At 66.1% G+C, this 26,283-nt stretch carries 22 protein-coding genes; 8 read left to right on the top strand and 14 right to left on the bottom strand.

The genetic code is table 11. The features are described from left to right. Positions 1-316: 316 nt before the first annotated feature. Complete coding sequence (locus tag XI05_RS30325) at positions 317-2,047, bottom strand: adenylate/guanylate cyclase domain-containing protein (RefSeq protein WP_271508653.1); 1,731 nt, start codon at positions 2,045-2,047, stop codon at positions 317-319. A gap of 389 nt (positions 2,048-2,436) precedes the next feature. On the opposite strand from XI05_RS30325, the gene XI05_RS30320 reads away from it, so the two are divergent. After that, a complete protein-coding gene (locus tag XI05_RS30320) occupies positions 2,437-4,020 on the top strand; it encodes a glycosyltransferase family 39 protein (RefSeq protein WP_271509374.1) in 1,584 nt (527 codons plus the stop codon). Positions 4,021-4,148: 128 nt separating this feature from the next. Here the strand turns inward: XI05_RS30320 and XI05_RS30315 are convergent, their stop codons facing one another. Further along, a complete protein-coding gene (locus XI05_RS30315; protein WP_271508649.1) occupies positions 4,149-5,177 on the bottom strand; it encodes a YcjF family protein in 1,029 nt (342 codons plus the stop codon). Continuing rightward, a complete protein-coding gene (locus XI05_RS30310; protein WP_271508646.1) occupies positions 5,174-6,643 on the bottom strand; it encodes a YcjX family protein in 1,470 nt (489 codons plus the stop codon). The genes XI05_RS30315 and XI05_RS30310 overlap by 4 nt, the downstream gene beginning before the upstream one ends. Before the next feature lie 182 nt (positions 6,644-6,825). On the opposite strand from XI05_RS30310, the gene trhA reads away from it, so the two are divergent. Further along, positions 6,826-7,521: a PAQR family membrane homeostasis protein TrhA gene (gene trhA, locus XI05_RS30305; RefSeq protein ID WP_271508644.1), complete on the top strand. Its 696-nt coding sequence runs from the start codon at positions 6,826-6,828 to the stop codon at positions 7,519-7,521. 69 nt (positions 7,522-7,590) lie between these two features. Further along, on the top strand, positions 7,591-8,385 hold the full coding sequence (locus XI05_RS30300) for an SDR family oxidoreductase (protein ID WP_271508642.1): 795 nt from the start codon (positions 7,591-7,593) through the stop codon (positions 8,383-8,385). 125 nt (positions 8,386-8,510) lie between these two features. Here the strand turns inward: XI05_RS30300 and XI05_RS30295 are convergent, their stop codons facing one another. Beyond that, entirely contained in the window at positions 8,511-8,966 is a 456-nt protein-coding gene (locus XI05_RS30295) for a MarR family winged helix-turn-helix transcriptional regulator (RefSeq protein ID WP_271508639.1), read from the bottom strand. A gap of 75 nt (positions 8,967-9,041) precedes the next feature. Between XI05_RS30295 and XI05_RS30290 the strand changes: the two genes are divergently transcribed. Beyond that, entirely contained in the window at positions 9,042-9,818 is a 777-nt protein-coding gene (locus XI05_RS30290; protein WP_271508635.1) for an SDR family NAD(P)-dependent oxidoreductase, read from the top strand. 24 nt (positions 9,819-9,842) lie between these two features. Here the strand turns inward: XI05_RS30290 and mdlC are convergent, their stop codons facing one another. From mdlC to XI05_RS30270, 4 genes are all read right to left on the bottom strand, one after another. After that, complete coding sequence (mdlC, locus tag XI05_RS30285; RefSeq protein WP_271508632.1) at positions 9,843-11,465, bottom strand: benzoylformate decarboxylase; 1,623 nt, start codon at positions 11,463-11,465, stop codon at positions 9,843-9,845. 138 nt (positions 11,466-11,603) lie between these two features. Next, positions 11,604-12,455: an FAS1-like dehydratase domain-containing protein gene (locus XI05_RS30280; protein ID WP_271508627.1), complete on the bottom strand. Its 852-nt coding sequence runs from the start codon at positions 12,453-12,455 to the stop codon at positions 11,604-11,606. A 15-nt stretch (positions 12,456-12,470) separates the two neighbouring features. After that, entirely contained in the window at positions 12,471-13,571 is a 1,101-nt protein-coding gene (locus tag XI05_RS30275; protein WP_271508624.1) for a CaiB/BaiF CoA transferase family protein, read from the bottom strand. A gap of 9 nt (positions 13,572-13,580) precedes the next feature. After that, a complete protein-coding gene (locus XI05_RS30270; protein ID WP_271508622.1) occupies positions 13,581-14,750 on the bottom strand; it encodes an acyl-CoA dehydrogenase family protein in 1,170 nt (389 codons plus the stop codon). 125 nt (positions 14,751-14,875) lie between these two features. Here XI05_RS30270 and XI05_RS30265 point away from each other — a divergent pair, with 125 nt between their 5' ends. Next, positions 14,876-15,796: a LysR substrate-binding domain-containing protein gene (locus XI05_RS30265; protein WP_271508620.1), complete on the top strand. Its 921-nt coding sequence runs from the start codon at positions 14,876-14,878 to the stop codon at positions 15,794-15,796. Positions 15,797-16,076: 280 nt separating this feature from the next. Here the strand turns inward: XI05_RS30265 and XI05_RS30260 are convergent, their stop codons facing one another. Both XI05_RS30260 and XI05_RS30255 read right to left on the bottom strand, forming a co-directional pair. Next, complete coding sequence (locus tag XI05_RS30260) at positions 16,077-17,351, bottom strand: cytochrome P450 (RefSeq protein WP_271508618.1); 1,275 nt, start codon at positions 17,349-17,351, stop codon at positions 16,077-16,079. 25 nt (positions 17,352-17,376) lie between these two features. Continuing rightward, positions 17,377-18,642, bottom strand: coding sequence for a cytochrome P450 (locus XI05_RS30255; RefSeq protein WP_271508617.1), 1,266 nt, complete (start codon positions 18,640-18,642; stop codon positions 17,377-17,379). Between the two features lie 309 nt (positions 18,643-18,951). Between XI05_RS30255 and XI05_RS30250 the strand changes: the two genes are divergently transcribed. After that, entirely contained in the window at positions 18,952-20,097 is a 1,146-nt protein-coding gene (locus XI05_RS30250; protein ID WP_271508616.1) for a YjgN family protein, read from the top strand. 3 nt (positions 20,098-20,100) lie between these two features. After that, the gene (locus XI05_RS30245; RefSeq protein ID WP_271508615.1) at positions 20,101-21,210 is read left to right on the top strand and encodes a M48 family metallopeptidase; all 1,110 of its coding nucleotides are present in this window, start codon (positions 20,101-20,103) and stop codon (positions 21,208-21,210) included. A gap of 18 nt (positions 21,211-21,228) precedes the next feature. Here the strand turns inward: XI05_RS30245 and XI05_RS30240 are convergent, their stop codons facing one another. The 4 genes from XI05_RS30240 to XI05_RS30225 form a co-directional block, all read right to left on the bottom strand. Next, positions 21,229-21,441, bottom strand: coding sequence for a hypothetical protein (locus XI05_RS30240; RefSeq protein ID WP_271508613.1), 213 nt, complete (start codon positions 21,439-21,441; stop codon positions 21,229-21,231). A 67-nt stretch (positions 21,442-21,508) separates the two neighbouring features. Continuing rightward, positions 21,509-22,138 carry a uracil phosphoribosyltransferase gene (gene upp, locus XI05_RS30235; RefSeq protein ID WP_172788408.1) on the bottom strand — a complete coding sequence of 210 codons (630 nt, stop codon included), beginning with the start codon at positions 22,136-22,138 and terminating at the stop codon, positions 21,509-21,511. Between the two features lie 136 nt (positions 22,139-22,274). Beyond that, positions 22,275-23,513, bottom strand: a complete 1,239-nt coding sequence (locus XI05_RS30230) for a URC4/urg3 family protein (protein WP_271508608.1) — start codon at positions 23,511-23,513, stop codon at positions 22,275-22,277. Positions 23,514-23,518: 5 nt separating this feature from the next. After that, positions 23,519-24,775: a GTP cyclohydrolase II gene (locus XI05_RS30225; protein WP_271508606.1), complete on the bottom strand. Its 1,257-nt coding sequence runs from the start codon at positions 24,773-24,775 to the stop codon at positions 23,519-23,521. A gap of 347 nt (positions 24,776-25,122) precedes the next feature. On the opposite strand from XI05_RS30225, the gene XI05_RS30220 reads away from it, so the two are divergent. Then, the gene (locus XI05_RS30220) at positions 25,123-26,250 is read left to right on the top strand and encodes a threonine synthase (protein ID WP_271508604.1); all 1,128 of its coding nucleotides are present in this window, start codon (positions 25,123-25,125) and stop codon (positions 26,248-26,250) included. Positions 26,251-26,283: the final 33 nt, after the last annotated feature.

The raw sequence follows: 26,283 nt of genomic DNA, 5'->3' as shown, positions 1-26,283 counted from the left end.
TTCTTCTGACCGCGGTCATCACCGCGAGACCCGCGCTCATCTGTCGCCTCGATTTCGACGATGTCAATTCGTGCTTTCGCAGCAAGCCCATGCCGCTGCGTTGCAGCAGGCCGGTGTTGCGCTTGTAGGAGATTGAGCCGAGCTGCTGTAGCGGCGGCGGCGGTGTGCCACACCTCTCCCGCTTGCGGGAGAGGTCGGCGCGGAGCGCCGGGTGAGGGCTCTCTCCTCTAGGGGAGTGTCCCGTTGCGGAGACAACCTCTCCCCAGCCCTCCCCCGCAAGCGGGGGAGGGAGCGCATCGAGCTTGCCGCTCGCTCCTTACGCCGCCACCAGCGCGCTGCGGTCGACCAGCCCCGCCAGCTCCCTCGCATTCGCCACCACGCGCACCGCGAGCGCCTCGTCGCGGCCGCGGATGGCGACCTCCTGCTGCGGCAGGGCGTCCTCGGCAATATCAGCGGTGCGGCGGATTTCTTCCGAGACGATCGCCTCGCAGGCCAGCGTCTTGGTCATGTCCTGCAGTCGGGCCGCGACGTTGACGGCATCGCCGAGCGCGGTGAAGACGATGTGATCGCGATAGCCGATGTCGCCGATGATGACCTCGCCGCCGTGGATGCCGATGCCGAAGCGGATCGGCTGGCGCAGATCGTGGCTCAGGAGGTCGTTGAGCGCGTCGATATGCGTGGCGATTCCGGCTGCGGCCTTCAGCGCCTGCCGGCACGCGGTTTGCGGGTCGGCCGCGAGGCCGAACAGGGCCAGCATGCCGTCGCCGACGAACTGGTTCGGCTGGCCGCCGTTCTCGATCACCGCCTGCGACACCGCGCCGAGGAAGCGGTTGACGATGAAGACCGTGTCGAACGGCAGCCGCTTCTCGGCCAGCTGCGTCGAGCCGCGCATGTCCACGAACAGGCTGACGAGATAGCGCTCCTGGCCGATGCTGGCGGATGTCGAGGCCTGCCCGTCCGCTCCATGCGTGTGAGGCGTGAAGAGCTGGAAGAAGGAGAGGTCGGAGGTCGGGCGCAGCTGACAGGCCAGCCGGATCGAGGGATCGGCGGTGCCGACGCGGGTGAGCACGAAGGCCTCCCGCTGCGACGGTGTGGGAAGGGTGTCATGATCGCCGATGATACGGATGCGGCAGGTCGAGCAGCGGGCGCGGCCGCCGCAGACGCTGGCATGCGGCACGTTGTGGCGCAGGCTCGCTTCCAGCACGGACAGGCCCTTGGGGACGCGCACCGTCTTGCCGTTGCCGTAGGACAGCGCGATCATGCCGCCGCGCCGTTCGCGCAAGGCGCGCGCGCCGCGCGCCACCAGCACCAGTCCCAGCAGTCCGAAATAGCCGATGGTGAGACCGCCCGCGATGCGGTCGAGCGTGTTGCCTTCCGCAACCGTGCCGACCTGGCGGCGGGTGAGATTGTGCGTACGCCATTCGCCGTCGTCACTGTCGGCGGCGACGCTGCGGCCGCCCTGGTAGATGCCGAGCAGCGACAGCGTCGGGATCAGCACGGCGGCCGCGAGCAGATAGGGCGCCGCACGCGTGAAGAACGGCTTCAGCCGAAGCCAGAAATAGATGCCGATGCAGCCGTGCACCCAGGCAATGAGAAGCAGGATCGTCATCTGCCAGAGTCGGCCCGGCGCCGCGACGAAGAACAGATAGAGCTCCTGCGGATAGAGCTTCTGGTGTCCGTACAGCGTCTGTCCGAGCCGCACGCCGATGACGTGGCCCATGACGAGCACGGGGATGCTCAAGCCGAGCACGAGCTGGAGCGGCTCGATCGTCCGCCAGCGGAACTGGCGGCGCTGATACAGTGCGTAGAGGCCGAGCCCCATATGGGTGAGTGCGGCCGTGTAGAACACGATCGCGACCGGGAGGAACTGCCAGAACAGCGTGTGGTAGTAGACCCCGGTCTCCATGGCATCGATCGAGATGTTGCCGAGCGCATGGTTGAGGAAATGACTGACCACATAGGCGAACAGGATGATGCCGCAGACGAGCCGCACCTGCCGCACGCCGGTGGCGCGGACGACGGACATCTGTCTGGGAGCGGTGGCCATGATTCGGTTGTATCAGTTCATGGAGGAGAACAGCCAGCGTAGCTTTAAATTCCCGATATGGACAGGTTGTAAGGTCACATGCGCGGCAAAGGTTACCAAACCGTAGGGTGGGCAAAGGCGCGCGCCGGCGCGCCGTGCCCACGATCTCTATCCTCAATAACCGTGGGCACGCTTCGCTTTGCCCACCCTACGGCCCCTGTGGTTATGGGTCACGGGTCTGCGCTGACGCTTGCCCGGGCCACAGCGGTATAAGTGGTACGCTCCCTACATTGACTCCCCCTCCCAAGTCGGGGAAAAGCGCGGCCGTGACGATCGCTCCCGACATCTCTGCGAAGCCAGACGGCGCCGAACGCCGTCTCATCCTGATTGCTGCAGCGATCATCGCCGCGATGACGCTGCTCCGCATCGTCTACGCCTCCGTCATCGAGCTGCGCACCGACGAAGCCTATTACTGGACCTGGTCGAAGGAGGCTGCGCTCAGCTTTCTCGATCATCCCCCCGGCATCGCCTGGCTGATCCGCTTCGGAACCGCGATCTTCGGCGACACCAATCTCGGCGCTCGCTTCGGTGGCATCGTCGCGATGCTGGTGACGCAGCTGCTGCTCGCCGACATCGTCCGCCGCCTCACCCATGATGTGCGCGCGATCGTGTTCGCGGTGCTGATGCCGGAAGCCGCGCTTTATTACGGCCTGCTGATGGCCAAGGTCGCGCCCGACGTCGCCATGATCCCGTTCGCGGTCGCGATGATGTGGTCGCTGGTGCGGCTGGCGCAAAGCGGCGACGGAGGCTGGTGGCTGGCGGCGGGGCTGTTCGCGGGCCTCGCGATGCTCTCGAAATTCACCGTGATCATGTTCGCGCCGGCGGTTGCCGCTTTTCTGCTGGTGCCGGATTGGCGCTGGCGCTGGCTGCGCAGTCCTTACCCCTATCTCGCCGTCCTGGTCGCGATCGCCGCGTTCTCGCCGGTGCTGATCTGGAACGCGCAGCACGACTGGGCCTCGTTCCGCTTCCAGGGCGTGCGCGCGACCGCCAATTACGGCCTCTCGCTGCGTACGATCGGCGATTACATCGGCCTGCAATTCGGCCTGGTCGGCTTCGTCATGCTGCCGGTGGTGTTGACGGGCCTGGTGCTGACGGCATGGCGCGGTTATCGCACGCGCGAGCCGGTCGCGATCCTGTTGTCGACCGCGGTGCTGGTGCCGTTCGTCTACTTCTTCTTCAAGTCGCTGACGCTTCGCGTCGGCGACACCTGGCCAATGTTCATGTGGCCGGTCGGTTTTGCCGCCACCGCGGTCAATCTCGTCACGATGAGGAAAGAGGGATGGTCCGCCCGGATGCTGGAATCCTCGCTGTTCTGGGTCAGGACAGCGATCGTCTCAGGCATCGGCTTCACCATCATCGTGTTCCTCTACTACGTCGCCGCGCCCTGGAATCTGCTCGGCAAGCTCGACCCGATCGGTGCCGAAGCCGGCTACGAGCAGGTGGCCGCGCGCGCACAAGCTGCGCTCGACGAAACCGGCGCGACCTGGATCGCGACCACGGACTACCGCACCTACGCCATGATGCGCTGGCTGTTCCGTGGCCGCGTGCCCGTGATCGAGATCAACGAGCGCGGCCGCTTCCAGGATTTCCGCGATCCCGGCATGGACAAGATCAAGGGCCACGCCGGAATCTATGTCGGGCGCGAGCCGGACGATCGTTCATCGCTGTGGGAGAGCATCCCTGTGAAGCGCGAGCCGCTCGGCCAAGCCGCGCGCAGCTGGCGTGGCGTCGTGACGGACACCTATGTGCTGGAGAAGCTCACCGGCTGGACCCCGGAGCTGTCACCGCCGAAGGACTCGCCGCTATTTTTGTGGAAGGTGCTGGCGGGAGCGTACCCGCCCCTGGAGGAGTCCGGGACGAGCGTAGCTCGTCCGTGGTCGATCGCGCGTAGCGCGAGCGGGTGGGGTGATCTCCCCGCTCGGGCAGTATTGTAGGGTGGGCAAAGCGAAGCGTGCCCACGCATTTTTGCGATCGAAAGAGATGGTGGGCACGGCGCGAGTGCGCCTTTGCCCACCCTACGATTCCGGTCTCGCGGAGGGAGCATCCTCCACCCGTTTTGCCGCTACTCTTCCCCGTCCTTCTTCCGCAGCAGATCCGTCGCCAGATCCGACAGCTTCGGCGGCGGCAGGGCCGCGAACGGCAGCGGCCGCGTGACATCGATCGCGGCCAATCCCAGCCGCGCCGTCAACAATCCGTTCAGCACGCCTTCGCCGAGCCGCTGCGACAGCTTCGCCGCGATGCCGTGGCCGAGCATCTGCTGCACCAGGCTGTCGCTCGCGGCCATGCCGCCGGTGATGGCGAGATGGGTTATGACGTGGCGGAGCAGGCGGATCATGCCGAGCGCGCCGGGACGGCCGCCATAGAGATAAGCGAGCTGGCGGATCAGGCGCAGCGCCGCCACGAACACGAACAGCACGTCGATTGCGGCGCGCGGCGAGACCGCGGTGACGATCGAGACCTTTTGCGCCGCTGACGACACCAGCCGTCGCGCTTCCGCGTCCAGCGGCGACATCAGCTCGCGCTCGGCGAGGCGGATCATGTCGGCGCCGTCGATGATCTCGCCGGCATGGCTCTCCAGCGTCGCGCGGGCGCGCGCCAGCTGCGGGTTCTGGTGCGCGATCTTGAGCAGGTCCTGCACGATGACGCGGCTCTCCTTGCGATCGTCGCTGGCAAGCACGGCCGCAGCGCGCTGATGCAGCTTCTCGATGGTCGCAAGCCGCGCCAGCCCGAACGCCTCGCGCCCGATCACCACCGCGAGCGCCAGCGCGGTGACGGCGGCGAAGGCAAGACCGACGAAGCCGAGCGTTTCGTTGCGCGCGAACAGATCCTCGATCAGGCGGACGACGCCGAGCCCGGTGCCGAGCAGCGTCAATCCCGCGAGCCCCGACCAGAACAGCGTGCCCCAGGGAAAGCCGCGCCGCGCCGGCAGTGCGGCTTGCACCGGCACCGGCAGCATCGCCGGATCGGGCTCCGGCGTGATCTGGATGATGGCGCGACTGAGGCGGCTGGTCTCGTCGGTCTCGGTAACGACGACGCCGGGATCGTCGAGCCGGAACGTCGCCGGCCGCCGGGGCTTCGATCGGTCGTTCATGCGAGCTTGTCTCCGATCAGGAACTGCAAGGCACGGTCGAGGCGGATGTGTGGCAGCGTCGGCTCGTCGGCACCCTCGCGTTCGAGCTTCGGCGGGCGGAAGCGCAGGAAGCGGAAATCGCTGTTCCCCGCCGCCTCCCTCGCGAGCCCGCGGAACGCATCTGTGCCGTTGAACAGCGGTTCGGGGTCGACGGGCAGATCGCCCGGAAAGGTCGCAACCTCGGTGTTGCCGTCGAAGAACTCGCCACCGGCGCTTTCGCCTGCGGCCGGTGTTCCCAGGATCGACGGCAACTTGTCGCGGCCCCGCGCCACCTGCGCTTCGCGCGTGGCGCGCACGGCGGCGAGCGCAACGACGTCGATCGCTGCGCCGGTGTTTTCCGCGCGGGCGACCGCGCGCGAGACGGCGCGGCGCAGCACCGCCTCGAGCCGGTCGTGGCTGGAATGATGCAGATGATCCGCCTTGGTGGCCGCGAACAGGATGCGGTCGATGCGTGGCCGGAACAGGCTGGAGAGGATCGTGCTGCGGCCGATGTTGAAGCAGTCGAGAATGCCTGATAGCGCGGCTTCGAGATCGTGCAGCGCCTCGGGGCCGGAGTTGAACGCGGAGAGCGCATCGGCCAGCACGATCTGGCGGTCGAGCCGCGCGAAATGATCGCGGAAGAACGGCCGCACCACGACGTCCTTGTAGGCCTCGAAGCGCCGCACCATCATCGCCCACAGCGATCCCTCGCCCGCCTCTCCGCCAGCAGGCAAATCCAGCGGCGCAAAGGTCAGCGCCGGCGTATCGGCGAGATTGCCGGGCATCAGGAAGCGGCCGGGCGGCAACAGGCTCATCGCAAAGCGCTCGTCGCGGCAGGCGCGCAAATAATCAGTGAAAAGCTTTGCGGCCGTCAGCGTCGCCTGCTCGTCCTCGCGCGCATCGGGCTTGAGCGTTGCGAGATGGGTGTGCCACTCGGCCGCGAGATGCGCGCGCGGCGCCTCGCGCGACAGGGCCAGGCTCTCCGCGGACCATTGCTCGTAGCTCTTGTGGAGCAGCGGCAGGTCCAGCAGCCATTCGCCGGGATAGTCGACGATGTCGAGCGTCAGCGTGCGATCGGCGCCGTTCGGGCGCTGGTAGTCGATCACGAGCCTGAGCTCGCTGATGTCCACGGTCGAGTTCGGCCAGCGCCGTTCCTCGATCAGCGCGCGCAGATGGCTTTCATAGGCAAAGCGCGGCACGGCATCATCCGGTTGCGGCGCCAGGTGCGCCCGCGCGATCCGGCCCGAGGCATAGGCCTCGAACACCGGAAACCGGCCGCCGCGCGTCAGCCCGTGAATCAACGCGGTGATGAATACGGTCTTACCGGCGCGCGACAGGCCGGTGACACCAAGCCGCACCGTCGGGTTGAAGAAGTGCTCGCCATAGTCGATCAGCGCCCGGGCCGACAGCCTCGCCTCCTCGACCATATCCTGGAAACTGAATGCCATATGAACGTGGGGGATCTCGGGCGAGGGATACGCAAATTGGACTAGTCACAAAAGTGGCAATTGCCTGAGGAAATTCAAGCTTTCATACTTCCACCGCCTTTGTCGGCAAATCAGCCGTTTGAACGATGCGCCGATCCCGAGAGACCCATCCAAGAGGGCATTGCCACGCTTTGCGGATTGCCATGACCGTCTTCCAAATGAAACAGTTCGCGTCCAATTCCGTCCACGCCGCAGCCGACGCGATCGGCTGGGATTACGATCGCGCCGAGCTGATCGCCGACGGCATCGTCCACGCGATCGGTGTTCTCTCAGGCCTCATCGCCGCAACCGTGCTGGTGGTGCTGACGGCGGTCTATGCCGACGCCACCGACATCGTCGGCGTCTCGATCTATGTCGCCGGCCTGCTTTCGATGCTGGTGCTGTCGGCGACCTATAATCTCTGGCCGGTCTCGCCGGCCAAATGGCTGCTGCGTCGCTTCGACCATTCCGCGATCTATCTCTTGATCGCCGCGACCTACACGCCGTTCATCCTGGAGCTGAAGGACAGCGTGTTCGCGCTGGTGCTGCTCGCCGGCGTCTGGTTCGTGGCAATTCTTGGCATCGTGCTGAAGCTGCTCTATCCCGGCCGGTTCGACCGCGTCTCGGTCGGCATCTATCTCGCGATGGGCTGGAGCGGCATGATGCTCTACGATTCCGTGGTCAGGGCGTTGCCCGCGCTGGTGCTGGGCTTCATCCTTGCCGGCGGCTTGCTCTACAGCTTTGGCGTGATCTTCCACGCCTGGCGGCGGCTGCGCTTCCAGAACGCGATCTGGCACGGCTTTGTCTTGGCCGGCGCGGCATGCCATTATACCGCGGTGCTCGACCTCGTGTTGAGCTGACCCGCGACGCGGAATAAGCGGCGCGGTATAAAGCGGTACAAGACGATACAAGACAAGAGGAGACGTCGCATGCAGGTGACCGGCAAGGTCGTGGTCGTCACGGGCGGCGCAAACGGCATCGGAAAGGCGCTGTGCGAGGCCTTTCACAACGCGGGTGCGGCCAAGATCGTGGTCGCGGACATGGACGCCGCCAATGCGAGAGCGGTCGCCGCCATGGTCGATGGCGCCGCCTTCAAATGCGACGTCGCGCAGGAAAAGGACATCGTCCACGTCATCGAGGAGACCGAGCGGCAGTTCGGCCCGATCGAATTGTTCTGCTCCAATGCCGGCATTGGCGGCGGCTTCGATCCGATGTCGGAGAATGCCGGCGGCGCGTCCGACGAGCCGTGGCAGCGCAGCTGGGCGATCCACGTCATGGCGCATGTCTATGCGGCGCGGCATCTCATCCCCCGCATGAAGGCGCGCGGCGGCGGCTATTTCCTCAACACCATCTCGGCCGCGGGCCTGTTGTCGCAGGTCGGCAGCCCGGCCTATTCGACGACGAAGCACGCCGCGGTCGGTTTTGCCGAGAACCTCGCGATCTCGCACAAGGCCCACAACATCAAGGTCTCGATCCTGTGTCCGCAGGGTGTCGACACCAACATGCTGCGCTCGATCCCCAAGGGCCCGCAATCCGGCGACGGCGACCTGACGCCGGAGCAGGTGGCGAAAGACGTGCTCGCCGGCCTCGAGCAGGAAACATTCCTGATCCTGCCGCACCCGCAAGTGCTCGGCTACATGCGCAAGAAGACCGAGAACTACGACCGCTGGATCGGCGGCATGGCCAAGATTCAGGCCAAGATGCGGGACGAGTTCCGGAAGTGACCGTCGGTGCTCCCACGCTGGCGGGGGGCGGGGCATCCAGTACGCCGCGGCCTGTCGATTGAACCATTGACGTCTCGGAGTACTGGATCGCCCGGTCAAGCCGGGCGATGACACCGAGAGTGTGGTTACACCAGGGCCTCATCCTCCACCCGGCTCTGCCTGAGCGCCTGCGCATAGAGCATCATGCCCTCGCGCACAGTGCGCTGCTCGGCCGGCGTCAGCGCCGCCAGCGCGCCGCGCACCTGCTGGCGACCGTACGCATGCAGTGCTTCCTGCGTGCGCCGGCCCTTTGCCGTCAGCGACAGCCGCTTGCTGCGCGCATCCGCCTCGTCCGGCGTCTCCTTGAGCTCGCCGCAATCGATCAGCTTGCGCACCAGGCGGCTGACGCTGGATTTCTCCAGCCGCAGGAAATCGCCGAGCTCGCCCGACGTCATCGGACCGCGGATTCCGATCTCCAGGATGGTATGGACCGCCGAGGGCGGATAGCCCGAGGCCGCCACCGTGGCGTCCATGAAGCCGAGCTCGCGCACCATCAGGCGTGAGGCGGCGCGGATGTCGTCGATCAGCGAAAGCTCGGCCATCTTGACTCCGGGCATATAGTTGTATCATACAACTATATGCGCGCAACGGGGCGCGCAAGTGTTTTGGAGTGGACCATGAGCGGAGCTTTGCCGGCAGGTCATCGGATGAGCGGCAAGGTCTGCCTGGTCACGGGCGGCGGCAGCGGCATCGGGCGCGCCACGGCCTTGCGGATGGCTACCGAAGGGGCGGAAGCGGTCATCGTCGCCGGCCGGCGCGAGGCCGAGATCGGGGCCACCGCCGCCGCGTGCCGCGAGCTGGGCACGGAGGCGATCGCGCTCAAGACCGACATCACGAAGGAAGACGAGGTCGCGCGTCTCGTCCGCACGGCAGTCGAGCGCTGCGGCCGGCTCGACGTCGCCTTCAACAATGCCGGCTTCCAGGAGCGCCGGGCGCCGCTGGAGGAACAGGGCACGGAGATCTACGACAGCGTATTCGACACCAATGTTCGCGCGCTGTTCCTGTGCCTGCGCCATCAATTGCCGGCGATGCTGGCGAAAGGCGGCGGCAGCATCGTCGTCAACGCCTCCGTCAGCGGTGTGCGCAATCCCAATCCCGGCTTTTCGCTCTATTCGGCCTCCAAGGCTGCCGCCATCTCGCTGACGCGCTCGGCGGCGATGGAGAACGCGCCGCGCGGCATCCGCATCAACGCCGTCGCGCCCGGCCGCGTCGTCACCGACATGATGCTGCGCGCCGGCGTCGGCGATGTCGCGACGGTCAGCGCAGGCCTGCCGCTGCGGCGGATGGGCAGCCCGGAGGAGGTGGCCGAGGCCGTGGTGTGGCTGTCGTCGGATGCCTCGTCCTATGTCGTCGGCCACGTGCTCGCCGCGGATGGGGGATTTCTGGCGTCGTGATGCCGTCGCCGGGATGCGCGCGCGTCAATGCTTCTGCCCGTACAGCACCGGCACCGCTGAATCCACGACGACCTCCACGAGGCTGGTGCCTTCATGCGCCATGCCGCGCTTCAGCGCTTCGCCCAGCTCCGCCGCCTTCGTCACCCGCACCGCATGGCAGCCCATGCCCTCGGCAAGCCGGACGAAATCGATCCCCGGCAGCTCCAGCCCAGGAACGTTCCGCACCTGCATCACCTGGCTGAACGAGCGCATCGCGCCGTAGCCGGAATTGTTGATGACGACGACGGTCATCGGCAGCTTGCGCTGTGCAGCGGTCCACAGCGCCTGGATCGAATACATCGCCGAGCCGTCGCCGATCAGGCAGACCGTGCGCTGCTTCGGCTTGCCCAGCGCCATGCCGACCGCGGCCGGCAGGGAGTAGCCTAGGCCGCCGCTCGACATGGTGTAGAAACTGTCCTGGCCGCGCATTGGCATGAATTTTTGCATCGCCGGCCGGTGCGAGGGCACTTCCTCGACCAGCGATGCGCCGTCAGGCATCGCCTGCGACAACGTATGCAGCAGGAATTCGACCGGCAGCGGGTCGGCAGCCTGCGGCGCCGGCGGCAGCGTGCGGCCTTTTGGCGCCGCGCGCTTGCTCTCGGGCAGCAGGTCGAGCAGCAGGCTCAGCGCTGGCTTCATCGTGGCGATGACGCTGGTGCCGACCGGTGTCACCGCGGCAGCATCCGCATCATCCGTGATCTGGAAGATGCCCGCGCCGCCGTCGAAGATCGCGGCGTGGCCTTCGACATGGAAGGTGAACACCGGCGCGCCGATGACGACGATGAGATCGTACTCGCGCAGCGCGTCGGACAACTGCGCCGGCGAGGCATGTAGAAAGCCCGCAAATTGCGGATGCCGCTCGGGGAACGAGCAGCGGGCCGAGAACGGACTGACCCAGACGCTCGCCTTCGTCCTCTCGGCGACGCGCACCATCAACTCGACCGCACCGGCGCGATCGATTCCGGGGCCGACGACGAGGGCAGGGTGCTTTGCCGAGCCGAGCGCAGCCACCAGCGCCTTCATCGGCTCCAGCTCTGGCCCGATCTCGCGACTGACCTTGCGCGCCTCGATCGGCGCGCAGGCATGGGACCAGTCGTCGATCGGGATCGACACGAAGGTCGGCCCGCACGGCGGCTGCATTGCGGTGTAATAGGCCCGTGCGATCGCGGCGGGCACGTCCTCGGCCCGCGCCGGCTCGACGCTGTATTTGACGTAAGGCCGCGGAAACTCCGACGCACGCTCGGCATAGAGGAATGCCTGCAAGGGGAGAATCGAGCGCGCCTGCTGGCCCGCGGTGATCACCAGCGGCGTCTGGTTGCGGTGGGCGGTGTAGATGTTGCCGAGCGCATTGCCGACGCCGGCGGCCGAATGCAGATTGACGAAACCGGCATTGCGCGTCGCCTGCGCATAGCCATCGGCCATGCCGACGGCGGAAGCTTCCTGCAGCGCCAGCACGTAGTCGATATCGCCAGGCCAGTCGCTGAGGAACGGCAGCTCGGTCGAACCAGGGTTGCCGAACACCCTGTCGATGCCGAAGGCGCGCAGCAGGTCCAGCGTTGCCTGCTTGACGGTGACGGACTTGCTGCCGGTCTTGCCGTTCTTGGCCATGGTTTCCGTCCCCTGTTCATTGCCGCGCTACCAGCCCCGCCCGTCATTGCGAGCGAAGCGAAGCAATCCAGAATCTCTCCGCGGAGGCAGTCTGGATTGCTTCGTCGCTTCGCTCCTCGCAATGACGAGGAGAGACTATCACCACACCGCCGTTGCCTTCATCGTCGGCTGCCCTTCCGCATTTGCGGTCCACAGCTCCATACTCTCGCCGCTGTCATTGGCGTTGACCGAGAACTCCGTGCCCTCGAACAGCGGCTGCACGCCGCGATACGTAAACTTCTTCGGTGCCTTGCCGCCGCGAAGCTTGGCCGCCATCTCGACGATCAGCGCCGCCTGCAGCGGGCCGTGGAAGATCAGGCCCGGATAGCCCTCGACCTCAGTGACGTAATCGCGGTCGTAATGGATGCGGTGGCCGTTGAAGGTCAGCGCGGAGTAGCGGAACAGCAGCACGGGATCGGACACATGCGTTTCGCGATGCTGCGCCTGCGGCGGCGAAGGCGGGGTCTTGCCGCCGGCCGGCGCGCTGCCCGTCATCTCGCGATAGACGATATCCTGCCGCTCGCGGATGGCGACGCCGCGTGGGCAAGAGATGCTGTGCTCGACCGAGACGAAGCACAGCGTGCCGGTCGAGCCTGATTTCACCTGCACGTCGGCGATACGCGAGGTGCGCGTCGATTCATCGCCGACGCGCAGCGGCTGCAAAAACTCGATCTCGCCGCCGGCCCACATCCGGCGCGGCAGCGGCACCGGCGGCAGGAAGCCGCCGCGGGTCGGGTGGCCGTCAGGGCCCAGCATCGACATCGGGAACACCGGCTGCGCCAGGCACCAGTGCACCGTGAACGGGGCAGCGTCGCCCGCCTTGGGCTCGCCGACCTCCTGGAACAGCGTCGCGCGCAGGCCCTTCACGAGCTGCGCGGTGACGACGTCGGTGGCCTCCTGGCTGCGGCCGATCCATTGCCGCAGATGATCGATGTCGAGCTTCTCGGTCATGACGCCTCGCTCTGTCTATTTGGACTGGGGACGCTCGCCGATCGCGGGCACGGCGCCGTAAGAGCGCGTCTCGCCGACGATGATCGGCGCCGGCGCGGGATAGCTGACGCGGCCGTTCGGCGTGTCGACCGCGATCCGCCGCAGATGCGGATGGTTGGTGAGGTCTGCCATGGTGTTGACCTCGGCGAAGGCGATGTCGGCATCCGACAGCCGCTTCAACAGCTCGTCGCGCGTCATCCTGCCGAAGATGTCGGCCACCGTCTTGTCGGTGAAATCGCGGTTGCGCACGCGCTCGACCATGTTGGCGACGCGGGGATCGGCCGGCAGGTCCGGCTGGTCGAGCACCTTGGCGCACAGCGTCTTCCACTCGCGCTCGCTCTGGATCGAGATCAGGATGTCCTTGCCGTCCCTGGAGGTGAACACGCCATAGGGCGCGATCGAGGGATGGCGCAGGCCCATGCGCTTGGGCGGATTGCCGGCTTCCGCGTTGAGCAGCGGCACAGTGCACCAGTCCGCCATCACGTCGAACATGGAGATGCGGATGTCGGCGCCCTTGCCGCTGCGCCCGCGCGCGATCAGCGCCTCCAGGATCGCCGCATGCGCGGTGGCGCCGGTCGCGACGTCGACGATCGATATGCCGACGCGCGAGGCGCCGTCGGGATTGCCGGTGATCGAGGCAAGTCCGCTCTCGGCCTGGATCAGGAGATCATAGGCCTTGCGATGCGCGTAGGGGCCTTCGTCGCCATAGCCGGTAATCGTGCACGAGATCAGCTTTGGATAGTCCTTCAAAAGCCGCTCGCGCGAAAAACCGAGCTTGTCCATCGAGCCCGGCTTCAAGTTCTGGATCAGCACGTCGGCACTCGCGATCAGCTTCTCCAGCTCGGCGCGGCCTTCCTTCGTCGTGAGATCGACCACGACCGACTGCTTGCCGCGGTTGAGCCAGACGAAATAGCTGCTCTGGCCCTTGGCCGCCGCGTCATAGCCGCGGGCGAAATCGCCCTCGGGCCGCTCGATCTTGATCACCTCCGCGCCGGCATCCGCCAGGCGCGATGAGCAGAACGGCGCCGCCACCGCCTGCTCGACCGCAATCACCCTGATCCCGTCAAGTGCTCCCATGGCCCGACCTCAGTACGAGCGCGGCATGCCGAGCACGTGCTCGGCGACAAAGGACAGCACGAGGTTGGTCGAGATCGGCGCCACCTGATAAAGCCGCGTCTCGCGGAACTTGCGCTCGACGTCGTATTCCTCGGCAAAGCCGAACCCGCCATGGGTCTGGATGCAGGCATTCGCCGCTTCCCAGGACGCATCCGCCGCCAGCATCTTGGCCATGTTGGCCTCCGCGCCGCAGTCGAGCCCGGCCTCGTATTTGCGCGTGGCTTCCTTCACCATCAGCTCGGCCGCGCGCATCGAAGCGTAGGCCTTGGCGATCGGGAATTGGATGCCTTGATTCTGGCCAATCGGCCGGCCGAACACGGCGCGCTCCTTGGCGTAGTTCGTCGCTTTCGCGATGAACCACTTGGCGTCGCCGACGCATTCGGCGGCGATCAGGATGCGCTCGGCATTCATGCCGGACAGGATGTAGCGAAAACCCTTGCCTTCCTCGCCGATCAAATTCTCCGCCGGCACCTTCATGTCGGTGAAGAAAACTTCGGTGGTGGCGTGGTTCATCATGGTCCGGATCGGACGGATCTCGAGGCCGTTGTTCTTGGCCTCGCGCATGTCGACGATGAAAACCGAAAGGCCATCGGTGCGCTTCTTGACCTGGTCCTTCGGCGTGGTGCGCGCCAGCAGCACCATCAGATCGGAATGCTCGGCGCGGCTGGTCCAGATCTTCTGGCCGTTGACGATGTAGCTGTCGTTGCCGTCCTTGCGCGCGAATGTCTTCAGCGAGGTGGTGTCGGTGCCGCTGGTCGGCTCGGTGACGCCGAACGCCTGCAGGCGTAGTTCGCCGCTCGCGATCTTCGGCAGGTATTTTGCCTTCTGCTCGGCATTGCCGTGCCGCAGCACCGTGCCCATCGTGTACATCTGGGCGTGACAGCCGCCGCCGTTGCAGCCCGCGCGCTGGATCTCCTCCAGGATCGCCGCGGCCGCCGACAGCTTCAGGCCCGCGCCGCCATACTCCTCGGGGATCAGCACCGAGAGATAGCCGGCCTCGGTCAGCGCATCGACGAACGCCTTGGGGTAGGCCATCTCGCGATCGAGCTTGCGCCAGTATTCGCCGGGGAACTGCGCGCAGAGCTTGGCAACGGCCTCGCGGATGTCGGCGTAATCTTCGGTGTGGTGTTCTTGACTCATGGCGTTTCCAATTCTCAGCGGCAGTTAAGATAACGCCGGCCAACCCACGGGCGTTGTGAAAACAATGCCCGCCCCCTATGCTCATTTGTTATAGCGTATGGAGTAGCCTTCCAGGATTGGCAAGCATGGATTTCCGGCAGCTCAGGACCTTCAGTTGCGTGGCGGAGCTGGGCAGCCTGTCCAAGGCCTCCGACACCTTGCGCGTGGCGCAGCCGGCGCTCTCTCGGCAGATCAAGCTCTTGGAACACGAGCTGCGCACGGAGCTTTTCACCCGCAACGGTCGCGGCATGGTGCTGACCGAGGCCGGCCGCCTCCTGCTCGTGCGCACCTCCGGCATCGTGCGGCAGATCGACCAGATCCGCGACGACATCCAGTCGGCCAAGGGGCCGCCGTCGGGCCAGGTCGTGCTCGGCCTCGTTCCGACGGTGAGCTGCGTGTTGTCGGCGCGCTTTGCGCGGCGCTGCGTCGAAAAATTTCCCGGCATCTCGCTGCGCATCGTCGAAAGCTACAGCGGCCATCTGGTCGAATGGCTGCATCGTGGCGAGATGGACCTCGCCATCCTCTACGGCCGCTCGGCCGATCTGCATCTCAACGTGCAGAGCCTGGGGCGCGACAACATCGTCGCGGTGGGGCCGCGCGGCTGCGGCCTGGCGCGGAAGAAGAACGTCGACATCGGCTGGCTGCTGCGGCAGCGCCTGGTGCTGCCCTCTCATTCCCACGGCCTCCGCGCGCTGATCGAGCACGCCGCGGCCCAGCGCAAGATCAAGCTCGACGTCCAGCTGGAAGCGGATTCGTTCCGCGTGCTGACGAGCCTGGTCGAGGAGGGCCTCGGCTTCGCGCTGCTGCCGCCGTCCTCGGTCCACGCCGAGGTCGCGCACGGGCGGCTGGAAACCGCCCCCGTATCCAAGCCGATGACGCGCGAGCTCATCTTTGCTTCTCCAATCGACCGCCCGGCCTCGACGGCTTCGCTCGCCATCACCGCGCTGTTGCGCGAGGAGGTCGCCGCCTGCCGCAAGGACGGCGTGTGGGACATCAAGTTGAGTTAGATGGCGTGTGGTAGAACAGCCGCGCCCCATCGTGCCTTCGCATCTGGCGCGAGCTGTCATGCCGGAATTTTATAGCTGGGGAGGTGCAACAGCTGAGCGTTAGGGACGATGTGCTCCCAACCGCATCCTCGGTGTCATTGCCCGCGAAGGCGGGCAATCCAGTATTCCAGAGGCCGCACGGCTAGAACCGAGAGGCCGCGGCGTACTGGATGCCCCGCCTTCGCGGGGCATGACAGCGGAGTTTGGAGAGGCGATTTGGGCTCAAGGCACTCCGACCGGCCTACCCAGGTATCCTCACCGGCAGCGTCTCATATCCCTTGATGAAGCTGGAATAGATCCGCTTGGGCTCGCCCACCACCTCGATGCGGTCGAACCGCTTCAGCATCTCCTCCCAGATGATCCGCAGCTGCAGCTCGGCAAGGCGCATGCCGACGCAGCGATGGATACCGAAGCCGAAGGAGAGGTGGGTGCGTGGGCGCGGACGGTCGATGATGAACTCGTTCGGCTTCTCGAACATCTCCTCGTCGCGGTTGCCGGAGACGTACCACATCACGACGCGGTCACCCTTCTTGATGTGTTTGCCGCCGATCTCGGTGTCCTGCAGGGCCGTGCGGCGCATATGCGCCAGCGGCGTCTGCCAGCGGATCACCTCCGGCACCATGGAATCGATCAGCTCCGGGTTGGCGCGCAGCTTGTCGTATTGCTCGGGGTTCTCGTTCAGCGCCAGCACCGAGCCGGTCATGGTGTTGCGCGTGGTGTCGTTGCCGCCGACGATGAGCAGGATGATGTTGCCCATGAGGTTGTCGGGGTCCATGTGCCGCGTGGCCTCGTTGTGGGCCATCAGTGACAACAGGTCGTTGCGCGGCGCCGAGTTGACGCGCTCGTTCCAGAGCTTCGACATGTAGGCGTAGCACTCGTCCATCTCGCGGCGGCGCTCTTCGGCGCTGGCGACGATGCCACTCTTGGGCAGCGCGGTGGAGACGTCGGACCAGCGCGTCAGCTTGCGCCGCTCCTCCCAGGGGAAGTCGAACAGGGTTGCCAGCATCTGCGTGGTCAGCTCGATCGAGACGCGCTCGACGAAGTTGAAGGTCTCGTTGCGCGGCAGATTGTCGAGCACGGTCTGCGAGCGCTGGCGGATCAGCTTTGCGAGCTCGTCCAGATGCGTCGGCGTGAACATCGGCGACACCGTCTTGCGCTGCGCCGAATGCCTGGGCTGGTCCATCGCGATGAAGCTCGGATAGTCGTAGCCTTCCGGCACGTCGCGGATCGAGATGCCGCCGAGCTTTGAGTCCGAGGAGAAGCTGCCGTGATTGGTGTCGACATGCATGATGTCGTTGTATTTCACCACCGACCAGTACGGCTCGATCGGCGCGTTGGTGCAGTAATGCACCGGCTCTTCGTTGCGCAGCCGCTCGAACCAGGGCCACAGCGTATCGTCCTGGAACAACCGGGGCGCGCCGGGGTGGAACTGCGACAGCGGCGTGGCATAGGCCTCCTCGCGGGCCCTGCGCATGCGTTCGGCCTTGTCGGATTTGACCGGCGCTTGGATGTTCATGATCGTGGCTCCAGTTGCGTTCGACTCACGCAGCAATCTTCACCGGCAGCGTCTCGATACCCTTCACGAAACTCGAATAGACCCGCGTGGGTTCGCCGACCACGTCAATATGGTCGAACCGCCTGAGAATTTCCTCCCAAATAATCTTGAGCTGAAGCTCGGCAAGCCGCAGGCCCACGCAACGGTGAATGCCGAAGCCGAAGGAGAGATGCGTGCGCGGGCGCGCGCGATCGATGATGAACTCGTAGGGCTTGTCGATCGCCTCCTCGTCGCGGTTGCCCGAGACGTACCACATCACGACCTTGTCACCCTTCTTGATCTGCTTGCCGCGGAACTCGAAGTCGGAGAGCGCCGTGCGGCGCATATGCGCGAGCGGCGTCTGCCAGCGGATCACCTCCGGCACGAAGCTGTCGAGCAGATCAGGATTCTCGCGCAGCTTGCGATATTGCTCGGGATGCTGGCTCAGCGCGAGGAGCGAGCCCGACATGGTGTTGCGGGTGGTGTCATTGCCGCCGACGATCAACAGAACGAGATTGCCGAGGAAGTTCTTTGCATCCATGTCGCGCGTAGCGGTGCCATGCGCCATCATCGACAGCAGGTCGCTCTTCGGCGGCTGTTCGATGCGCTCCTTCCAAAGGCGGGAGAAGTAGGCGGCGCATTCGGCGAGTTCGGCCTGCCGCTCGTCCTCGGTCGCAACGAGACCGTCGGGGCCGGGAATCGTGGTGGCAACGTCGGACCAGCGCGTCAGCTTGCGGCGGTCCTCCCAGGGGAAGTCGAACAGCACCGCCAGCATCTGCGTCGTGAGCTCGATCGAGACGCGGTCGACCCAGTCGAACACCTCGCCGCGGGGCAGATTGTCCAGGCACTCGGCCGAGCGCTTGCGGATGTTGATGGCGAGGTTGTCCAGGTGCGTCGGCGTGAACATCGGCGCCACGGTCTTGCGTTGGGCTGCATGGCGCGGCGGGTCCATCGAAATGAAACTCTCACGGCGCAGATCCGGGTCGATGTCGCGGATGGTGATGCCGCCGAGCGCGGAAGCGGAGGAGAACACCGCATGGTTGGTCTCGATCTCCATGATGTCGTTGTAGCGCGTCACCGACCAGTACGGCCCGAACATCGAGTCCTTGCAGTAGTGCACGGGATCTTCCCGGCGCAGCCGATCGAAATAGGGCCAGAACGTATCGGTCCTGAACAATTCAGGGTCGCCGGGATCGAATTGCTCCAGCGGCAGCGAGGTGGCGCGCTCGCGCAAGGCGTCGAGCTTGGCCGCGCTTTCGATGGTCCCGTGCATGACCGTTCTCCCTAGATATGAACCGTGCGTCGTTGAATTCTGCGCTGCGGTATTTGATTTGCAATTACAGCCGGTTGTCTGCGCCGGGGCAAGGGAGAGTTTTGCCACATCCAGCCTTCACGCGCGCGTTGCACGACCGTCACGTCGCCGGGCGACCGTGACCTCCCGCACGCCGGTCGGCAGAGAATCGTGCGAGAAACCGGCTGGAATCCAGCCAAATCGAACCCGCCCATCTTGGGGATCGACTAACCTCTGATCTATAGTTTGACCGGAAGAGATCCGCATCCCGAGGTTGCCGCCGTGAACGACATGCAATGGACCCCCATCGGGTCCGAACCCTTACCCCCGCCGCTGCCGCCGACGCGGGTCGATTTCTCCGGCAACCGCTCCGAGTTCCGCAAACTGGTCACCAAGGGTGCCATGCTGGAGCTCGTCACCTTCGGCTTCTACCGATTCTGGCTCGTCACCGACATCCGCCGTCATCTGTGGACGCACACTGCGATCGACGGCGATGCGGCCGAATACACCGGGCGGGCCAAGGAGCTCCTGGTCGGCTTCCTGTTCGCGCTCGCGATCCTGGTGCCGATCTATCTCGCCTATTTTCTCGTTGGCATCGAGTTCGAGCGCTGGCAGGCCTTTGCCTCGACGCCGCTGTTCATCGCCTTCTACGCCTTCGGCCAGTTCGCGATTTTTCGCGCGCGGCGCTACCGCCTGACGCGCACGGTCTGGCGCGGCGTCCGGTTCTGGATGGATGGCTCGGGCTGGGCCTACGCGTTTCGCGCCATGCTGTGGGGCTTGCTGGTGTTCCTGACGCTCGGCCTGGCGCTGCCCTGGCGCGAGGCTGCGCTCGAACGCTACAAGATGCGGCACACCCATTACGGCGATCTCCGCGGCGATTTCGAAGGCGACGGCTGGACCTTCTTCAAGCGCGGCTGGTGGCTGTGGCTGCTCAGCCCGATCGCGCTCTTCATCTTCCCGCTCGCACCGTTCTTCTACGCCGAGTTCAAGGCGCGCGAATGGCGCTGGTGGCTCGACGGCATCCGCATCGGCGGTGTCGGCCTGTCCTCGAACCTGCCGCACGACGCCTTCTACGGCCTGTACTGGAAAGTGATCGGCTGGTGGATGCTGCTCACGGTCGCGTTCGCGGCCTATATGGGCGGCAGCGCCTTGCTCGTCGTCACGCTGACCGGCGTTCCGGCCGAGGAGATGTTCGCCGGCGACAATGCGACGAAGAGCATCCCGATGGTGGCGATGATGGTGATCGGCTATTTCGCGCTCGCCCTTGCCATCAACATCGTCATGCGGGTCTATATTCAGCGCGATCTCTGGGCCAAGGTGCTGGAGACCGTCGAGGTGCACAACATCGGGGCCGCGGCGGACGTGCGCGGCAGCGGTCAGCTTGCCAGCGCGCTCGGCGAAGGCTTTGCCGACGGACTCGATGTCGCGGGGTTCTGAGCTGTGAGTGACGTGTTTGCCGAGACCCCGGCGCAGTCGGCCAAGCCGACCATCTTCTTCGACGGCGTGTCGAGCCGCAGACGGCAAGTGACGCTGATCCTCGGCGATGCGCTCGAGATCGCCGAGGACGGCGCAACGCCCGTTCGCTGGGCCTATGCCGACATTCGCCGCGCCGACGGTCCCCCCGGAATCCTGCGCCTGGCTGCGACGTCAGCGTCGCCTCTGGCCCGGCTGGAGATCCGCGATGCCGCGCTCGCCGCCGAAGTGGCCGCCCACTGCACACGCCTCGACGAGCACCAGGCGACGCGCCGCGGCGTCGCCAAGATCGTGGGCTGGTCGGTGGCCGCCGCCGTCTCCATCGTCTGCGTCGTCCTGTTCGGCGTGCCGCTTGCCGCCGACCGTCTCGCGCCGCTGGTTCCCAAGCCCGTGGAACGGCGCATCGGCGATGCCGCCGAGGTCCAGATGAAGACCATCTTCGGCCGCAGTGTCTGCGAAGACCCCGCGGGCAAGGCCGCCTTCACGAAGCTCGTCAATCGCCTGCGCGATGCGGCCGGCCTCGACGACACCATGACGGCCGGCGTGCTGCCGACCGCGGTGCCGAATGCCTTCGCGCTGCCCGGCGGCAAGGTTTTCCTGCTGAAGGGCCTGCTCGACAAGGCCGAGAATCCCGACGAGCTCGCCGGCATCCTCGCCCACGAGCTCGGCCATCTCAAGCATCACGACAACATGCGCGGCCTGATCTACAACGGCGGCACCTCGTTCCTGATCGGCCTGTTGTTCGGCGACATCACCGGCTCATCGGCCGTGATCTTCGCCTCGCGCAGCCTGGTCGAGGCCTCCTATTCGCGCGAAGCCGAGACCGGCGCCGACACCTTCGCGATCGAGATCATGCATGCGCTCGGCCGTTCGCCGAAACCTGCGGCGCAATTGATGTTCCGCATCACCGGCAAGGAGGGCGGCTCCTCGCTCGCCACGATTCTCGCCAGCCATCCGCTGACCGAGGACCGCCTCGCGCGCATGACGACGGAGGATCGGCCCGTCAGCGGCCCACCGCTGCTGACCGACAAGGAGTGGCAGGCGCTGAAGGGCATTTGCGGCAGCGGGAAGGTGTGAGGGCCCGCTCTCAGTACATCACTTCGCCGGCGCAGCGGGTGGATTCGATCCGGTCGTGACGCTTGGCGTGTTGTTCGGATTGGTCGACGTCGCCTGCGGACCCACCTCGCGTCCGTTGTAGAAGAAGACGGCGGCGACCACGGCGATCACGAAGATCGCGCCGATCGCCCAGCCCACCGGGCTGTTGCGGCGTGCACGGTCGGTCCTGCGGTCATCATTCTGATAGGTCATCGTGCTCTCCATGCTAGAGCAGGAGAACCTCGCGCGGTGGAAGCTGTTCCTAAAGCGCGCGCAGCGCTTACCGCGTTCCGTAGGCGCGGTCGCCGGCATCGCCGAGGCCCGGCAGGATGAACCCGTTGTCGTCGAGCCCTTCGTCCACCGCCGCGGTCCAGATCGGCACGTCCGGATGCAATCCGCGCAGCCGCTCGAGCCCTTCCGGAGCTGCGATCAGGCAGGCAAGGCGGATGTCCCTGGCGCCGCGCTCCTTCAGCCGGTCGATGGCAGCGACGGCGGTGTTGGCAGTGGCGACCACCGGCGTCACCACGATGGCGAGGCGCTCGCCGAGGTCAGAGGGCGATTTGAAGAAATACTCCACCGCCGCGAAGCTGTGCGGCTCGCGGTAGAGGCCGATATGGGCGACGCGCGCCGTCGGCACCAGGTCCATCATGCCGTCGACGAAGGTGGTGCCGGCACGCAGCATCGGCACGAACACCAGCTTCTTGCCGGCGATCTTGGCCGAATGCATCGTCGCCAGCGGCGTCTCGATCACGGTGTCGGCGAGCGGCAGGTCGCGTGTCACCTCGTAGCACAGCAGCATGCCGATCTCCTTGATCAGCTCGCGGAACGACTTGGTCGAGATGGACTTGTCCCGCACCAGCGTCAGCTTGTGCTGCACCAGCGGATGATCGACGATCGTGACGCCTTCCATAATGAGATGCTCCTGAAATTCACCGAGGCGTCATTGCGAGCGCAGCGAAGCAATCCAGGATCTCTCCGCGGTCGGACCCTGGATTGCTTCGCTGCGCTCGCAATGACGCGCGTGGTCGAAAATCTCTATCCATTCTCTAAAACACCGTGCCGTCGCTGATCACCTTGAGCGGCGGCGATCCATCGGGGCGGCGTGCAAAGGCGATGGCGCGGCCGGCGGCCCAGGTGCCGCCTTCGAGGATGCTGGCGAGCGGCAATGTCTCGGACGTACGGCCGAGCTTGGCGCGAACCAGTTCGGCAAGGCGATCCAGCAGAGCAACCGTCAGCGCGCGCCACTCCACGACGAGCAGCGAATCCACCGCATGCGCGCGCGCGGCGTCCGCGGCTTGGCGCAGGCGCAGCACCTCATGGTCGACGAACAGGCCGCCATTGCGATATTCGGCAAGCCCGGTCAGGCCGTCGATGTCGGTCACTTCGAGGCCGGCGCGCTGCAGCGGCTCGATCAGCGAATAGCTCAGCCATTGCGATAGCTTGTGCAGCGGCACGAGGCCTGCCGTGCCGTCGTCCGCCTTGATCGCAGGATGGCTCCAGCAATCGCCGAGCGGGACGCCCGCGAGCGCGAGCCGCGACGGCCAGATCGGCCCGAGCTGGTTCAGCACCGCGGACAGGATCGCGGGCGCAGCAACGGTGCCGCCGATCGCCCGCGCCGCGATATGATCGAACAGCCCGCCCGGCCGCGGCGTATCGTGCAATCCGAACACGTCCGCACGATCCGAGACCTGCTTGCCCAGATGACGCAGCAGGTCGGTGCGTCCCTCCAGGCCGAGCAGCGGATTGGCGTCGGTCACCTGAAAGGCGGAGGTGAGGGAGGCGAGGGGCAGTCTTGCGAGCACCTCCGCATCGGCCCTGAACGACGCACGGGCATCGTGCGAAAACAGCCCGCTCGCGAACATGTCGAGGCTGGCGATCGCAAGCCCTTCCGATCGGCCTACGTCTGCTCCCGTCACGGCGTCGCGATAGCGCCACGCTGCGCCGGCGCCGGCGTCGAGCAGCACGCTGACGATGGCGAGGTCGAACTCGGCGCGCGCCCGCGCCGCGCGATCTGGCCAGGACGTAGCATCGGCAAGCCGGGCCCAGCGGTCGACGCCGCCGAGCACGAAGTGCCGCCAGCGCGCATGGAACGGAATGTCGAGCGTCGGATAGGCCTTGCGCGTGACCGCGAGCACGGCATCGGCAACGCCATCCATGCGGTCGAGATCAACGGTGAAATGGGTGAGCCCGCCGGCAAGGCCGAGCTCGAGCATCTGCCCGGCGCGCGCGCGAACCGCCTTTGCGGTGAGCAGTGCGCGCGCCTGTGATTCCAAAGCGTCCGCCATCGCGATCAGTATTTTTCCAGCGAACGCCCGACCACGCCGTTGACGTCCTTCTCCGGCGCGATGTCGGTGGAGTAATAGCCGGCGGCCTTCTTGGCGGCGATCTCGACATGGGCGTCGGCCGGGATTAGCTCCAGCGGGATCGGCACGCGCTCGACGATGTCGATGCCTTGCGAGGTCAGCGCGTCGTATTTCATGTCGCTCATCGACAGGAAGCGGTCGATGCGCTTGAGGCCGAGCCAGTGGATCGTATCAGGCATCAATTGCTGGAAGCGCGCGTCCTGGACGCCGGCCACGCACTCGGTGCGCTCGAAATAGGCAGCGGCCGCATCGCCGTCCTCCTGCCGCTTGCGCGCATTGTAGACCAGGAATTTGGTGACCTCGCCGAGCGCGCGGCCCTCTTTCCGGTTGTAGATGACGAGCCCGAGCCCGCCCTCCTGCGCGCCGCGCGCGGATTCCTCGATGCCGTGGATCAGATAGGGCCGGCAGGTGCAGATGTCGGAGCCGAACACGTCGGAGCCGTTGCATTCGTCATGCACGCGGCAGGTGATCCTGGTGCGATGGTCCGGCAGCTTTGTCACGTCGCCGAACAGGTAGACCGTGGTGCCGCCGATCGGCGGCAGGAACACCTTCATGTCCGGGCGCGTCACGAGTTCGGGGAACATGCCGGCGGTCTGCTCGAACAGCGTGCGCCGCAGCTCGGTCTCGCCGGTGCCGAAGCGCGCCGCAAGGCCCGGCAGGTACCACACCGGATCGATCGCGATCTTCACCACCGAGACGCTGCCATTGGTGTGCACGACCTCGCCGTCGGCGCGGAGCCGCTTTGCGGCGATCGCTTCGCGGATCTCGGGCAGGTCGAGCCGCGCCCGCGTCACTGCGATGCTCGGGCGGATGTCCGCGCCCTCGGCTATCTCCTTGCGAAAATTCTCGGCGACCAGGTGCCCCCAGGGATCGAGCGCGACGATTTTCGTGGGATCGCTCCATTGCGGGAACGGGCCGATGGTCGCGGCCGGAAAGGTGTTGGTGAGGTCAGGGCGCCTGATGGGATCAAGTGCGCCGGCGGAGACCGCGAGCGCCCGGTACATCGCATAGGAGCCGCCATGGCTACCGATCACGTTGCGGTCCCCGGCGCGCGATACCGTGCCAATGATCGGCCCGCGGGCGCGCGCATCAGTGGCGCCCCAATGGATCGGAAAGGCGGCCTTCCTGCCCGGCTCCGGATGGGAGGTCAGGCGGATGTGGTCGGTACGGTTGGCACGGCTCATGTCCAGGCTCCCAAAAAGCCAACGGCCCGCCGCTCGGACGGGCCTGGCTCGCTTGCGACGCCGAACCGGCGGCGCAAGCTCAATCCAACATACTGTAGCGGCCGGTGACGACAGACAAGTTAATCGTGGCAGGGCGCAGGGGCCGCTCGCGGCCAAATTCCGGGCATCGGGAGGGCCGTCAGGCCTGCCGGCATCCGATGCCGCGCCTCATCGAGCTTGCCGCCGCGCCCGGGAGGCCAGTTTAAGGAATTGAAATAGTTCTGTTTTTCGTGTTTTCAAGGAGGTGTTGCTTGGTGCGGCGGGCTTCAAGTTCGGCGCACCGCGCTACCCCTGCCTTGGAGACTGCCATGCCTGCCGCCAGCTACATCGATCCCCGCAACGGAAAGCTCTATCCCCTGGACCAGCCGCGCTGGTGCTCGGACGAGCGCACGCCGCTACTGGTGACGCCGGGGGTGGGCATCTCGCGCCAGGACATCGATGGCCGGACGCGGTCGCTCTGGCGCTATCGGGCGGCGCTGCCGGTTGAGATCAAGACCCCGATCACGCTCGGCGAGGGTTGCACGCCGCTGGTCCAGCAGGAATGGGGCGCTCTGCGCCCGCTGTTCAAGCTCGAATGGTTCAACCCGACCGGCAGCTTCAAGGATCGCGGCTCGGCGGTGATGCTGTCCTTCCTGCGGCAGATCGGTATCTCGGCCATTCTGGAGGATTCCTCCGGCAACGGCGGCTCATCGATGGCCGGCTTGGGTGCGGCCGGCGGCATGCGCGTCAAGATTCTGGCGCCCGCCTCGACGTCGCCGGCGAAGATCGCGCAGGTCCGCGCCTACGGCGCGACCGTGCAGCTCGTAGAGGGCCCGCGCGAGGAATCCGAAGCCGAGGCCATCCGCCAGTCGAGCCAGACCTTCTACGCCAGCCACAATTGGCAGCCGTTCTTCCTCGAAGGCACCAAGTCGCTGGCCTACGAGATCTGGGAAGATCTCGGCTTCCGCGCGCCCGACAACGTCATCGTTCCCGTCGGCGCCGGCAGCAGTCTCCTCGGTTGCGCCTTCGGCTTCCGCGAGCTGTTGAAGGCCGGGCAGATCTCGAAGCTGCCGCGCCTGTTCGCGGCACAGCCGCTCAATTGTTCGCCGATCGATGCAAGCTTCAAGGCCGGCGTCGATACGCCCGTCGCGCGCGAGGTGAGCAAGACCGTCGCCGAAGGCACCGCGATCAAGAGTCCCCTGCGCCTGCGCGAGATCATCGCCGCACTTCGCGAGAGCGGCGGCGGCACCATCGCGCTCACCGAGGACGAGATCGTCGCCGCCCTGCGCCGCCTCGCGCGGCAAGGCCTGTTCGCCGAGCCGACCAGCGCCAGCGCCGCTGCGGCCCTGGACAAGCTCGCGGCTGCCGGGGCCATCAGAGCGAACGAGACGACGGTCGCTGTTCTCACCGGCACGGGCCTGAAGGCCGCAACGACAGTGGCCGATCTCGTGCAGTAGGGCCGCACTTACCTCCCCTCCAGGGGAGGACAG

Source organism: Bradyrhizobium sp. CCBAU 11357 (assembly GCF_028128865.1).
Taxonomy (GTDB): Bacteria; Pseudomonadota; Alphaproteobacteria; order Rhizobiales; family Xanthobacteraceae; genus Bradyrhizobium.
The sequence above is the reverse complement of the archived record's forward strand: the minus strand, read 5'-3'. Positions and strand labels throughout refer to the sequence as shown.